The following is a 13,433-nucleotide window of genomic DNA, read 5'->3' as shown; positions in this document are numbered from 1 at the left end:
TTATTTGATTTCGCCAAAACGCTCTAGGTAAAGCACAGTCGCGGCGGTACGAGAAGGCACTTTGAGCTTTTTCAACAGGCTCTTCATGTGCACTTTCACCGTTGACTCAGAGATAAACAAACGATCTGCAATTTGCTTATTACGGAAGCCACGTGCGACCTCTTGCAAGATCTGCGTTTCTCGGTCAGTAAGCGTGTCAAACACGTCTTCTTGCCCTTCACGTTCGTTCAGGTACTTAGCCACGGCTTGGCTGTATGCCTTGTCACCCTCGTGTGCTTGTTTTAGCAACTCAACCAACTCATCTGGCTCGGTATCTTTCAACAAGTAACCATCTGCACCACTTCGCACGATCGCTTCGATGTCCGCAGGGCTATCCGATACCGTTAGGATAACGATACGAGCTTCACAACCGTCTGCGCGCAGCGCTTTCAATGTATCTAAGCCCGACATACCCTTCATGTTCAGATCAAGAAGTACCAAATCCAGTTCTAGTTCGTGAGCTTTAGCAACCGCATCTGCGCCGCTGCTCGCCTCTGCAACCACTTCAAACTCTGGCTCGAAACTGAGAAGCTGATGAATACCACGTCTCATGAGTGGGTGATCATCCACCAGCATTACTTTACACACTGTCAATGTTTACTTCCTTACTATGTTGGAATTCTAGTCTTACGATACAGCCACTATTCTTCGCTGCCTCTATTCTGAGGTCGGCGTGCAACCTTGCCGCACGCTCTTGCATGATGCTCATACCGTAATGATTTAATTTTTCATCTTGTTGCTCAAAGCCTATACCATCATCGGTGACCGTCACTGTGACTGTCCCTTCAGAATCAAGACATTGAATATCAATATTTTTAGCTTGAGCGTGCTTGATCGCATTAATTGTCGCTTCTCTGATCAACTGTAGTAGATGTACCTGTTGGTGCGCATCTAATTCTGTTGAAGAGAGCTTGTTATTGAGAGAGATTTCAGCCGCGGTTTGATCGTCTAGCGTCGAAACCATCTCTTGAAGTGCCTGACCAAAACTGCCCTCTTTTATCGTTAGACGGAATGTAGTCAGCAATTCACGTAACTGGGTGTAGGCCGCTGAAAGCCCGGTATCTAATTCAGCAATCACTTGATTAGTTTGCGCGATCGCTTTCTCATCAGGAATGTTCTTCACACTGCGTTTTAAGAGCGACACTTGAATCTTCAGATAAGACAAGGCTTGAGCCAATGAATCATGAAGCTCGCGAGCAATGGTGGCACGCTCTTCCATCAGCAATAATTGTTCGGCTTGTCGTTGCGCTCGGTTGTAATATACCGCACGAGATAAGATTTGAACAAAGTTATCAATAAGAGATTCATTTGGACACGGTAGCCCTACTTTCCAGTGCAAGTAGCCAAGATGCTCGCCATCTAAAGTGAGTGGCTTACTGTGGCATTCACTGTCGCACTCATGACGACACTCTTCCCCTTCAGTAAGAATCCAATTTGGTTCCCCAATTTGATCAATTTCGAGCTTAACAGCACGAATTCCTTCCAAACTTGCAATATGTTGTAAAATCGCTTGGAAATTTTCTTGATGAATACGAGAAGCGGTCAACTCTTTTGATGAATCATACAGCACTTGGAGTGTTTGGTTTGCATGTTGAAGCTTGCGAGTTTTCTCATCCACCGCCAACTCCAGCCCTCGATATAGCTTCCCTAAATCAGTCGCCATCCGATTGAAAGTTCGAGTTAAAATGCCCATTTCATTGTCACTCGACACATTCAGCGAAACGTCAAAAGAACGGTTCTGGATCTGCTCACTGGCAAACACTAGTGCGCGTAATGGTCTTACGACTTCTAGCCTCACAAAGTGCACAACAAACATGCTCACGCACAAGATCCCGCCGAGCCCTAATCCACCAATCCACGCTAAGTTAATCAGTTTTTGTTCAGAATAGTTCTGTAGCTTAAACACGAAACCGTCAATTTGTTGAACAAAACCAGCCACTAACACCAAATACTGATCTCTGTCTTGGCTCTTTAATACGGTTTTCAGCTCGTGCCAGCGAAGAATCAATCGATAGTAATCTTTTGTAATATCTTCTGGGACCGACCAATGTTGCAGTGCGAGCATCGAGTGGGAATAAATGGACTGCTCAAATAAATCAATATGTGAAGAATAATCGACAGATTCGCTTTGAATATCATGAGCTAAGCGATAGCTCTGCATTCGCATAGAGCCAGAAACGTTGACGGCCTCTGCATCATTTAAGCTCGACGCGAGAGTGAAAATAGCAAAGCCAGTGGTTGCGACAGAAAGAAGCAAAATCAACATCATGGCAGACGCAATCGTGCGCGTTACTGACTTTTTCACATTTTTAAACAACTCTGAACTCCGCTCATTTGATAACCATGTTTGTCTTTATACAACACGTATTATCTTTCAACTTTATCAATATGTGATCACCTGCGACGGAATTTATTGATCCAAAACAATATTGCGTCCTAATTACCCCCTAAGAGGTATTTATAGATATATGTCAAAAACTACAATTTCGTGTACTTAAATGACAGTTTATTAATGAAATTGTGGACTATGCTTAGTTTGGGTTTCAATTTCCGAGGTGACTAAGTGGTAGACCTTTCTAGAAGAAGACTTTTTGCACGTAAAGCGCAGCCAGATAATTCGGTACGTCTTCCTTGGTTAGCTAAGCCGACTCAATTCACAGACGATTGCACTCGCTGCGGTAAATGCATCGAGGCTTGTGAAACTAAGATTATAACTAAAAGCGACGGCGGATTTCCTGCGGTCGATTTTTCGATTGATGAATGCACGTTTTGTTACCAGTGCGCTGAAGCTTGTCCAGAGCCGCTATTCTTAGCAGAAGCTGAACAACCATGGCACGCAAAAGCAAGCATCAACGAAAGCTGTTTAGCAAAACAAAATGTCGAATGCCGAAGCTGTGGGGACATGTGCGACCCGATGGCAATCCAGTTCAAGTTAGAACTTGGCAAAGTAGCACAACCAAATTTAGACCTTGATGAGTGTAACGGCTGCGGCGCCTGTGTTTCAGTGTGCCCTACTTCATCCATCAATGTGAGCAATATAACAGCCTAGCCGTTAGTGGTCGGCGCGAAAGGCGATAAAACGAGAGAGATGTATGTCACTAAACGAAGTGCACATTTCGAGTCTGGTAGTCCATGTTCTGCCTGAACATCTGGCTGAGGTCAAAACCCAGATTGAAGCGTACGAAAACGCGGAAATCTACGGTGACAGCCCAGAAGGCAAAATCGTGGTGGTGCTAGAAACTGAGAACCAAGGTTTCATCACCGACACTATCGATGCGATTAATAATTTACCGAATGTCTTGAGCACAGTACTGGTTTATCACCAAATCGAAACTGGGCTTGAAGAAACGGAAGAAAAAGACACTGGAACACAACATTCCCAAATCGAGGGTGAAGTATGAAAATGACAAGACGTGCGTTTGTGAAAGCAAACGCGGCTGCATCAGCTGCTGCTGTCGCAGGTATTACACTACCGGCTTCTGCAACCAATCTGATTGCAAGCTCTGATCAAACTAAAATCACATGGGACAAAGCGCCTTGTCGTTTCTGTGGTACAGGCTGTTCTGTTCTTGTTGGTACACAAAACGGCAAAGTGGTAGCAACTCAGGGTGACCCTGAAGCACCAGTAAACAAAGGCCTAAACTGTATCAAAGGTTACTTCCTTTCTAAGATCATGTACGGTCAAGACCGTCTGACTCAGCCGCTTCTTCGAATGAAAGATGGCAAGTACAACAAAGACGGCGACTTCACTCCTGTATCTTGGGACGCAGCTTTCGACATCATGGCTGAAAAATGGAAAGCGTCTCTAGAGAAGAAAGGCCCAACAAGCATCGGTATGTTTGGTTCTGGTCAATGGACCGTAATGGAAGGTTACGCTGCCGCTAAAATGATGAAGGCGGGTTTCCGTTCTAACAACATCGACCCGAACGCACGTCACTGTATGGCGTCTGCAGTAGTCGGCTTCATGCGTGCATTTGGTATCGATGAGCCAATGGGTTGTTACGATGACTTCGAGAACGCAGATGCCTTCGTTCTTTGGGGTTCAAACATGGCAGAAATGCACCCAGTTCTTTGGACTCGTATTACTGACCGTCGCCTAAGCCACCCTCACGTTAAAGTGAACGTGCTTTCTACTTACTACCACCGTTCATTTGAGTTGGCAGACCACGGCTACATTTTCAATCCTCAGTCTGACCTTGCGATTGCTAACTTCATCGCAAACTACATCATCGAAAACGATGCAGTAAACTGGGACTTCGTGAACAAGCACACGAACTTCACTCAAGCAGACACTGACATCGGTTACGGTCTACGTGACGATGATCCACTACAAAAAGCAGCGAAGAACCCGAACTCTGGCAAGCTAACTTCTATCTCTTTCGAAGAGTACAAGAAGTCAGTTGCACCATACACAGTAGAGAAAGCATCTGAAATCTCTGGTGTAGAGAAAGAAAAACTGATTGAGCTTGCGAAGCAATACGCGGATCCAAACACGAAAGTAATGTCTCTATGGACGATGGGTATGAACCAACATACTCGCGGTGTATGGATGAACAACTTGGTTTACAACATCCACCTACTAACCGGTAAGATTGCAACTCCGGGTAACAGCCCGTTCTCACTAACAGGTCAGCCATCAGCGTGTGGTACGGCTCGTGAGGTTGGTACGTTTGCTCACCGTCTACCAGCAGACATGGTGGTTGCTAACCCTAAACACCGTAAGATCGCAGAAGACATCTGGAAACTACCAGAAGGTACTATTCCACCAAAACCTGGCTTCCACGCAGTACTACAAGACCGTATGTTGCATGACGGCGTTCTGAACTGTTACTGGGTTCAATGTAACAACAACATGCAAGCAGGTCCGAACATCAACACTGAACGTCTTCCTGGTTACCGTAACCCAGAAAACTTCATCGTTGTATCTGACCCATACCCAACAGCAACAGCACAGGCAGCTGACCTTATCCTTCCTACAGCAATGTGGATCGAGAAAGAAGGTGCTTACGGTAACGCAGAGCGTCGTACTCAGGCTTGGTACCAACAAGTTGAGACTATTGGCGATGCGAAGTCTGACCTATGGCAGGTAATGGAATTTGCAAAACGCTTCAAGATGGAAGAAGTGTGGCCAGAAGAGCTACTTGCAAAAGCACCAGAATACCGCGGTAAGACAATGTACGACATGCTGTTCAAGAACGGTCAAGTCGACAAGTTCCCTATCGAAGAAGCGCGTGAGATGAACGATGACGCTCACCACTTCGGCTACTACGTACAGAAAGGTTTGTTCGAAGAGTACGCGACGTTTGGTCGTGGTCACGGTCACGACTTAGCACCATACGATGTTTACCACACAGTACGTGGTCTACGTTGGCCGGTTGTTGATGGCAAAGAAACACAATGGCGCTTTAAAGAAGGCTCTGACCCGTACGCGAAAGCTGGTTCAGGTTGGGACTTCTACGGCAATGCTGATGGTAAAGCGAAAATCATCTCTGCACCATACGAAGCGCCACCAGAAGTGCCAAACGAAGAGTTTGACCTATGGCTATGTACTGGCCGTGTTCTTGAGCACTGGCACACAGGTACTATGACTCGTCGTGTACCAGAGCTTTACAAAGCGGTTCCTGACGCAGTGGTTTACATGCACCCTGCGGATGCGAAGAAACGTAACGTTCGTCGCGGTGAAGAAGTTCTAATTGCAAACAAACGTGGTGAAGTACGCGTTCGCGTTGAAACTCGCGGCCGTAACCGTCCACCTGAAGGCTTGGTATTCGTACCGTTCTTTGATGCCCGTATTTTGATTAACAAGTTGATCCTTGATGCGACTGACCCACTGTCAAAACAGACAGACTTTAAGAAGTGTCCAGTCAAAATCACCAAAGTCGCTTAACCGTCAAATAACGAATGCAAGGGCCGTCAACTCGGCGGCCTAAAAAGAATTTAAGCCATAAGGCGGAGATGAAATGATGAAAAAATACCTTATCGCACTTTTATCTGTAGGTGCTTTGTTGACAGGCGTTGCACAAGCTGAGCTGGACAATCCAGGTGGCACAGGCGGTCTAGACTCGCTACGTGGTACTGCACAACTTGAAGACACGCGTCCTGCAGATGATTTCAAAGACTTTCCAAAAGACCAAATCGTTGCAGACAGCTTTGTATATCAGCCGCCACTGATCCCACATAGCATCCGTAACTACGAAGTGTCTTTGAACGCAAACAAATGTCTAGCATGTCACAGCTGGAAAAATGCTAAAGACGCAGGCGCTACCAAAATCAGTGTAACGCACTACGTTAACCGTGAAGACGCGGTACTGGCAGATATGTCGCCACGTCGTTACTTCTGTTTGCAATGTCACGTTCCACAAACAAGTGCTACTCCACTAGTGGAAAACGAGTTTAAGGCAGTCGATTCGCTTCAGTAATTGAAACGCGAGTACTAAGAGGTTACTTATGAAAATACTTAAAGCGTTTTGGAAGAGACTGTCGAGCCCGAGTAAAGCTGCCGCTGGTATCGTTTTATTCTTAGGCTTTACTGGTGGTCTTCTATTTTGGGGCGCGTTCAACACGGGTATGGAAGCGACCAACACAGAAGAGTTCTGTTCTGGCTGTCACGCTCCAATCGTTGCTGAAATTCAAGAAACGATTCACTACTCGAACCGCTCTGGTGTTCGTGCAATCTGTTCAGACTGTCACGTACCACACGAATGGACAGATAAAATCGTTCGTAAAGTTCAGGCATCTAAAGAGCTATTTGCGCACTTCGTAACGAAGACGATCGACACACCGGAGAAGTTCCAAGCACGTCGTGAGCACTTAGCAGAACGCGAATGGGCACGAATGAAGAAAAACGACTCACTTGAGTGTCGTAACTGTCACGAGTTCGACTTCATGGATTACTCTCAACAGGGTAAACGTGCCGCTGAACAACACTCAACCGCTCTGGCTTCAGGCGAGAAAACGTGTGTAGACTGTCACAAAGGTATCGCACACAAACTGCCTGACATGCACGGCGTTGAAGGCTGGCAATAAGGAGAAACAAAGACAATGAGTAATCTTGAATCCTTTATCTGGCATTTCCTTGGGTACAGTGCAATGCCAGTCATTATTCTTTCCGGCTTTGTCGGAGTAGCAGCAGTCTCTCTATGGCTACTCTCACTAGGTAAGGATAAAGAGGTTTAATCTGCCTCGAAGCAGTCGACATTTTTGCCTATTTTGTTGACGGAAAACGCCAAGCAATTGCTTGGCGTTTTTTCTTTGTGGTTCTGACAATTCAATTGCGCTGAAAACGAGCTAAGAAGTTCTGTTTTCAATCCCCCACCGACTCAAGCTCTCATTACCACAACTCAAGCTTCCGTGCTTCACTCCTTCACTAAGCCTCTTCAGCTTCCTTAAGGTACGCCAGAAACAAAAAAGGCGACCATGGTAGGCCGCCAAATGAGACTGCTGTGAGGAGCAGCTTAGGACTCTTTGATTGGCAATACTTGTCTTACGTACTGACCCGGAGCGTCTTCAATCACAGGATTCTGCTCTGAACCCACAGGGAACGGCTCAACTTGCTCTTCTGGGTTGAATTGTAACAGCCATTGATGCCAATGCGTCCACCAAGAGCCTTCCTGATGGTTGGCATTGTTAAACCATTCATCAGCAGAGTCATCAAGGTTGTCGTTCAACCAGTAGCCATACTTGTTTTTAGCAGGATGGTTAACAATGCCCGCGATATGACCAGACTCGCCCAACACAAAGGTCTTGTTGCCGCCAGTATTGAGTGCACCACGATAGGTTCCTTGCCACAATGCGATATGGTCTTCTTTGGTCGATACAAAATAGCTTGGGATCTTAATCTTATTCAGGTCGATCCACACGCCACCGATCTTCACGCCCTTGTCTTGAACAAGCTTGTTCTCTAGATAGAGTTCACGCAATAAGAAGTTGTGGGAAGCTGCACTCACATTGGTGCTATCGCTATTCCAGTAAAGAAGGTCGAAGTCTACAGGACTGTTGCCTTTGAGGTAGTTATCAACGTAGTAGTTCCAATACAAGCTGTTCTCACGCAGCAAACTGAACGTCACGCTAAGAGAGCGACCATCCATGTAACCTTTCGCGTTGTTTTGCGTTTCAATTGCACTGATGATGGTATCGTTGATGTACGCCCCTACTTCACCCGGCTGAGAGAAGTCTAGTAGCGTGGTAAAGAAGGTTGCCGACTTAATGCGCTTCTTCATACGCTTCGCCGCATAGTAAGCGACCGTGCTCGCCAGAACCGTACCACCGATGCAATAACCCGCTGCGTTGATCTGCTCTTGGCCCGTGATGTCCTCAATCGCCGTGACCGCTTTCGCTACGCCTTCCGTTACGTAATCGCCAAACTCAACGTGAGCCTGCTCTTTACCCGGATTGCGCCAAGACATCATAAATACGCTGTGACCTTGCTCTAGCAACCAGCGAACCATAGAGTTCTTCGCCGTTAGGTCAAGGATGTAGTATTTATTGATAAACGGCGGGACGATCAGCAGTGGTGTTGCATTCACTTTTTCTGTCAAAGGACGATATTGAATCAACTCAAACAGTTCGTTTTGGAAAACCACGTCACCCGGCGTTGTCGCAACATCATCCCCCACACGGAAGGCATTATTGTTGGTCATGCGCACTTTGAGAATATCGGCACTCGACTCAACATCTTCCTTAAGCTTTTCCAGCCCCGTCAGCAGGTTTTCACCATTTTGCTCAAGAGTGAGTTTAAACAGTTCTGGGTTAGTCGCAATGAAGTTAGATGGAGAGAGTGCATTGATAGCTTGGCGAGAAAAGAAGGTAATACGCTCTTTCGTCTTCTCATCAAGACCTTCGATAGAATCAAGCGTGTCGAGGTATGTCTTGCTGAACAATAAGTAGGATTGTTTGATGAAGCTGTACATGGCTTCTTGTTGCCAAGCATCGTTTGAGAAACGCTTGTCGCCCTTCTCTGCTTCGATGATTTGTGTTTGGTTGCCCGCCAGTGCCACGTTCTGCCATATTTGAAGCTGTTGCTCCCACCATTCGGCTTGTAACTTTAAAATCGCCGCTGGCTGGTTTGCCGCTTGCTCGAACAGTTTGGCAGTATCTTCGAAGTTCACTTCTTGCATGGCCTTATTCAAAGGAGAATTCACGACTGCCTTGTTCACTTCGAAATCATGCCACCACTGATGATTGGTTTCCTGAAGCTTTACAAGATAGTCCGAAAAGAAGTGTTGAAACATAGTCTTACTCCTGTATTCGGAAAAAACAACGCCGCCCAAGATCTCGGGCGGCGATAAGCGGACGTATTACGCAGGAGTAACAGTCTTTAGGTTTTCCGAAGTCATTTGCTCAACGTCTTCTTTGAATTCTTTCGCGATAGATTGCAGCTTGTTGCTGTCGTCCATCATTTGCTGAGAAAGCTTAGTAAGAACAGCCAGCTGTTGGCTGTTGAAAGCGGTTAGAGAAGTCACGTCTTTGATTTCAGACGCTGCTTTCATTTGGTTTAGGCCAACTTCACTGTAAGTGCGGATTGCGTTCAGTTGAAGCTCTGTAAGAACTTCCACGTTCTTTGTCACTAGCTTGTTGAACTTCAAGTATGGTTCTAGATTCTTTTCAGTTTGATCGCTAAAAGTTTTGAAGAAATCAGTGTACATGGTTTATCTCCTAGAGAAAGAATTAAAAATGTCCGTTTAAATAACTACTTAACTGCTTTTACAACCACAGCCGTGCCCATACCGCCGCCTACACAAAGTGAAGCAACACCGTACTGACCGTCTTGTTTGTGAAGTTCGTGTACTAGCGTAACCAGAATGCGGTTACCCGATGCACCGAGTGGGTGGCCCAATGCGATAGCACCACCATTAAAGTTGGCTTTATCTTGAATTGAGCTCACTGGTACTTGGTTGGTTTCTGCCAGTTTATGAATCACACCTAGTGCTTGCGCAGCAAAGGCTTCATTCAGTTCATAAACATCAATGTCGCTGGTTTTCAGCTCGGCTTTTTGCAGCGCCTTGTTCACTGATTCCACAGGACCAAGACCCATAATCTTAGGATCCAAACCGGATTGAGCGTAACTCACCACTTCAGCAATTGGCGTCAGACCATGCGCTTGAACCGCGCTTTCTGAAGCTAAAATGATGGCACTTGCACCGTCGTTGATACCTGAAGCGTTACCTGCGGTTACTGTACCTTCACGGTCAAACGCAGAACGTAGCTTGCTCAAACCTTCTAACGTTGCGTTCGCTTTTGGGTATTCATCTGTATCAAATACCACAGTTTCGCGGCGCTGCTTGACTTCTACTGGGACAATTTCATCTTTGAACTTGCCCGCTTCAATCGCAGCCACGGCTTTCTGCTGGCTTGAAAGTGCATATTCGTCTTGTTGTTGACGCGATAAGCCCACTTCCTTAGCCACATTTTCTGCGGTTACGCCCATGTGGTATTGGTTGTAAACGTCCGTCAAACCGTCAGCTATGAGGAGATCTTTCAACTCCATGTTGCCCATCTTATTACCATCACGTACAACGCTAGGCACAATGAACGGGATTTGTGACATCACTTCTACACCAGCGGCCACAACGATTTCTGCGTCGCCACTGCGAATATGAGAAACGCCATCCATGACGGTTTTCATACCACTGCCGCAAACCATGTTGACGCCGTATGCAGGGACAGACTCTGGAATGCCAGCAAACAATGCCGCTTGACGCCCAACCCCCATGCCTTGCCCTGCAGCAATCACGTTACCAACGATAACCTCATCAACTTTCTCGCCAGATAGTGATGCGGCCTCAAGAGCACCTTTGATCGCAACCGCAGCTAGATCGCCTGCTGATGTGTTTTTTAAGCTTCCGCCAAACGCACCAATAGGTGTGCGTTTCGCTGCAACGATAAATACTTTTTCCATCATCCCACTCCTTAGCTCATGTATAGGCCGCCATTCACTGACAATGTCTCGCCAGTGATGTACGCGCCGGCATCACTCACTAAGAAGCTTACTGATGCTGCAATTTCTTCAGGCGTAGCTAAACGCTTCATTGGAATTTGGTTGGTAATAGACTCAAGCACTTCCGGCTTCATCTGTTCAACCATTGGCGTGCCTGTGTATCCCGGAGCAATCACGTTCACGGTTACACCAGAACGAGCACCTTCGTATGCCAATGCTTTAGAGAAACCAATCATGCCAGCCTTAGCCGCTGAGTAGTTTGCTTGACCGAACTGACCTTTAAGGCCATTTACAGAAGAGATGTTAATGATACGACCACCACCCTTTTCGCACATCGTTGCGAATAAAGGCTGTGTGACATTGAATAAGCTGTTGAGGTTGGTGTTGATTACATCGTTCCAAGCTTGTGCAGTCATCTTTTTAAACACGCCATCACGTGTGATACCTGCATTGTTGATCACGACATCAACGGTTCCTTCTTCCTCAAGCAAAAGTGCTAATTTTTCAGCACATTGCGCTGTATTGGTTACATCCAATTCAAAAAGGCGTACCTGATCTTTCGTAAACCCTTTTTCATTAAACCATTCCAAAGCACATTCATAATTACCAGTATAATAAGTAGCTATTACTCGATAACCATCATTCACTAATTGAGAGGAAATAGCAGAACCAATTCCGCCTTTTGATCCAGTGATCAAAGCGACTTTCTTCATTGAAGACTCCATTCTTAACGGCATTAAAAAAGCGAATTAAGACACTGGCGAAATGTATCGCCAACTGACGTGTTAATTTATTCTTGTGGCAACAAATCCTCTGCTGCCTTTTATTTTAAGTTAACCTAGAAATATTACATTTCAAATAAAAAACTCATTCATTTGCATAAGATTGATTTAGATCTCACTCGCAATGAAATGTTATAAAAACGTTAACTTAACATAAGGTCATGTTTTAAAAGAAAAAACCTTAACTACAATATCATTATTAAATTTAAAAAACGCTGCTTATTCAGTAAGTTGAACGCATTTTTATGTGCGTTACATTGACTAAGAGTTTAAGATCATCCTTCTTCAATCAAGTAATAAATTGCGATTAAATCATTGGAGCAATACTTCTAACCGACTTACTAATAAATATGAAATATATCATTTGGTTAGCATTTTATTGAGTATTTAATTTATTAAAACAAACCTCACTTGGTGATAAATTTGTTTATTGGAAAAATATTAAATATCAAGTAAACATTCTTTTAAGCTTAATTCCAATCAGCCACATTTATTTATAAATGTCATTCTTTGGTGCAATGTCGCACTAATATGTCGCATGCATTTAATTACTATTTAAGTTTTATTAAATAATTGAATGTTAACTCTATACTGGCGCATTCAAGATTGTTTAGAGGTGGCATCTCTTCTCCTTTTGCACTATCTTTGTGGCCTAGTTGTTTACTTATACAATCATCAATATTCATGAATACAGCCTTGTTAACCATGTTCATCCCCACCTTCTTTTTTGTCTCTATTACGCCTGGGATGTGCATGACGCTTGCTCTAACACTAGGGATGAGTGTCGGATATCGACGAACCCTATGGATGATGGCAGGCGAATTAGTTGGTGTTGCTCTCGTTTCTGTCGCAGCAGTACTCGGTATCGCAGCCATTATGCTTAACTACCCTTGGTTATTTACCGCACTTAAATTGATTGGTGGTGGTTACCTACTCTACTTGGGTATCGAAATGTGGCGCTCAAGAGGCAAACTCGCGATCAATGTTGAGAACGTTGATGTCCCTACCAGCGGCAACTGGGATTTGGTCTTGCAGGGCTTTGTTACCGCTATCGCGAACCCGAAGGGCTGGGCGTTTATGATTTCTCTTCTGCCTCCTTTTATCGATCAGAGTGCTGCTCTTGCACCTCAGCTTGTCATACTGGTTTCTATTATTTTGATGTTCGAGTTCATTTGTATGTCTCTTTACGCAACAGGCGGCAAAGGATTGAAGCGTTTACTGGGGCAATCAAAAAACGTACGCTTAATGAACCGAATCGCTGGCACCTTGATGATGGGTGTGGGTGTATGGCTATTAATGAGTTAGAAAAGCCTAAGTTATGAAGAACATTTTAAACAAGCTCAAGCAATCTATTGGTGAAGTGTTGGATTTTCAGGCCCGAGTGTGGGTTGTCAACGTCTATGCGGGTGAACATAAAGGCGAGTCTTATGTGGTCAATGAAGACAGTTTTTCTGAGCCATTACAATGGATGAAAAAGAAAGGGTATAAAGAGGCGATGCTTACCAAAGTTGAATCAATGAAGCGTTCGCAAATCATTGAGTTTGATTTAGGTGCAGTCAAACATCGCTTGATGCGAGTGAAATAACCTCCCTCTTCTATCTTCTATTTCGTTTCTCGTTTCTCGTTTCTCGTTTCTCGTTTCTCGTTTCTCTAGATAAAAAAGCGCCACTCAAATT

14 protein-coding genes are annotated in these 13,433 nt (G+C 45.0%); 8 read left to right on the top strand and 6 right to left on the bottom strand.

The genetic code is table 11. From position 1 onward, the window contains the following. Together KIT90_RS18825 and narQ are read right to left on the bottom strand one after the other, a co-directional pair. Positions 1 to 633 (bottom strand): response regulator, encoded by a 633-nt coding sequence (locus tag KIT90_RS18825; RefSeq protein ID WP_009704748.1) that lies wholly within the window; start codon positions 631 to 633, stop codon positions 1 to 3. Beyond that, positions 620 to 2,356, bottom strand: a complete 1,737-nt coding sequence (gene narQ, locus KIT90_RS18820) for a nitrate/nitrite two-component system sensor histidine kinase NarQ (protein WP_285378000.1) — start codon at positions 2,354 to 2,356, stop codon at positions 620 to 622. The genes KIT90_RS18825 and narQ overlap by 14 nt, the downstream gene beginning before the upstream one ends. Before the next feature lie 246 nt (positions 2,357 to 2,602). Here narQ and napF point away from each other — a divergent pair, with 246 nt between their 5' ends. The 6 genes from napF to KIT90_RS18790 all read left to right on the top strand — a co-directional run bounded on the left by napF (position 2,603) and on the right by KIT90_RS18790 (position 7,215). After that, positions 2,603 to 3,088, top strand: coding sequence for a ferredoxin-type protein NapF (napF, locus tag KIT90_RS18815; protein ID WP_009704750.1), 486 nt, complete (start codon positions 2,603 to 2,605; stop codon positions 3,086 to 3,088). Between the two features lie 43 nt (positions 3,089 to 3,131). After that, entirely contained in the window at positions 3,132 to 3,440 is a 309-nt protein-coding gene (locus KIT90_RS18810; RefSeq protein ID WP_005433349.1) for a chaperone NapD, read from the top strand. After that, positions 3,437 to 5,926 carry a periplasmic nitrate reductase subunit alpha gene (gene napA / locus KIT90_RS18805; RefSeq protein ID WP_009704751.1) on the top strand — a complete coding sequence of 830 codons (2,490 nt, stop codon included), beginning with the start codon at positions 3,437 to 3,439 and terminating at the stop codon, positions 5,924 to 5,926. The genes KIT90_RS18810 and napA overlap by 4 nt, the downstream gene beginning before the upstream one ends. A gap of 76 nt (positions 5,927 to 6,002) precedes the next feature. Next, positions 6,003 to 6,458 carry a nitrate reductase cytochrome c-type subunit gene (locus tag KIT90_RS18800; protein ID WP_033005082.1) on the top strand — a complete coding sequence of 152 codons (456 nt, stop codon included), beginning with the start codon at positions 6,003 to 6,005 and terminating at the stop codon, positions 6,456 to 6,458. Positions 6,459 to 6,486: 28 nt separating this feature from the next. Beyond that, positions 6,487 to 7,065, top strand: coding sequence for a NapC/NirT family cytochrome c (locus KIT90_RS18795; RefSeq protein ID WP_005435291.1), 579 nt, complete (start codon positions 6,487 to 6,489; stop codon positions 7,063 to 7,065). 15 nt (positions 7,066 to 7,080) lie between these two features. Then, the gene (locus KIT90_RS18790) at positions 7,081 to 7,215 is read left to right on the top strand and encodes a TIGR02808 family protein (RefSeq protein WP_009704753.1); all 135 of its coding nucleotides are present in this window, start codon (positions 7,081 to 7,083) and stop codon (positions 7,213 to 7,215) included. Between the two features lie 278 nt (positions 7,216 to 7,493). Here KIT90_RS18790 and phaC read toward each other — a convergent pair whose 3' ends face one another. The 4 genes from phaC to KIT90_RS18770 form a co-directional block, all read right to left on the bottom strand. Next, positions 7,494 to 9,269: a class I poly(R)-hydroxyalkanoic acid synthase gene (gene phaC, locus KIT90_RS18785; protein ID WP_285377997.1), complete on the bottom strand. Its 1,776-nt coding sequence runs from the start codon at positions 9,267 to 9,269 to the stop codon at positions 7,494 to 7,496. Between the two features lie 66 nt (positions 9,270 to 9,335). Next, a complete protein-coding gene (locus tag KIT90_RS18780; protein WP_005435289.1) occupies positions 9,336 to 9,683 on the bottom strand; it encodes a phasin family protein in 348 nt (115 codons plus the stop codon). A 44-nt stretch (positions 9,684 to 9,727) separates the two neighbouring features. After that, positions 9,728 to 10,936 carry an acetyl-CoA C-acetyltransferase gene (locus KIT90_RS18775; RefSeq protein ID WP_285378298.1) on the bottom strand — a complete coding sequence of 403 codons (1,209 nt, stop codon included), beginning with the start codon at positions 10,934 to 10,936 and terminating at the stop codon, positions 9,728 to 9,730. An 11-nt stretch (positions 10,937 to 10,947) separates the two neighbouring features. Continuing rightward, positions 10,948 to 11,688, bottom strand: coding sequence for an SDR family oxidoreductase (locus KIT90_RS18770; protein ID WP_005435287.1), 741 nt, complete (start codon positions 11,686 to 11,688; stop codon positions 10,948 to 10,950). A 753-nt stretch (positions 11,689 to 12,441) separates the two neighbouring features. On the opposite strand from KIT90_RS18770, the gene KIT90_RS18765 reads away from it, so the two are divergent. Both KIT90_RS18765 and KIT90_RS18760 read left to right on the top strand, forming a co-directional pair. Then, positions 12,442 to 13,062 (top strand): LysE family translocator, encoded by a 621-nt coding sequence (locus KIT90_RS18765; protein WP_033005057.1) that lies wholly within the window; start codon positions 12,442 to 12,444, stop codon positions 13,060 to 13,062. Between the two features lie 13 nt (positions 13,063 to 13,075). Further along, positions 13,076 to 13,342: a hypothetical protein gene (locus tag KIT90_RS18760; protein WP_005435281.1), complete on the top strand. Its 267-nt coding sequence runs from the start codon at positions 13,076 to 13,078 to the stop codon at positions 13,340 to 13,342. Positions 13,343 to 13,433: the final 91 nt, after the last annotated feature.

Source organism: Vibrio sp. B172a (genome assembly GCF_030248355.1).
GTDB lineage: Bacteria > Pseudomonadota > Gammaproteobacteria > Enterobacterales > Vibrionaceae > Vibrio > Vibrio owensii.
This window is presented reverse-complemented; position numbering and strand designations above follow the sequence as displayed.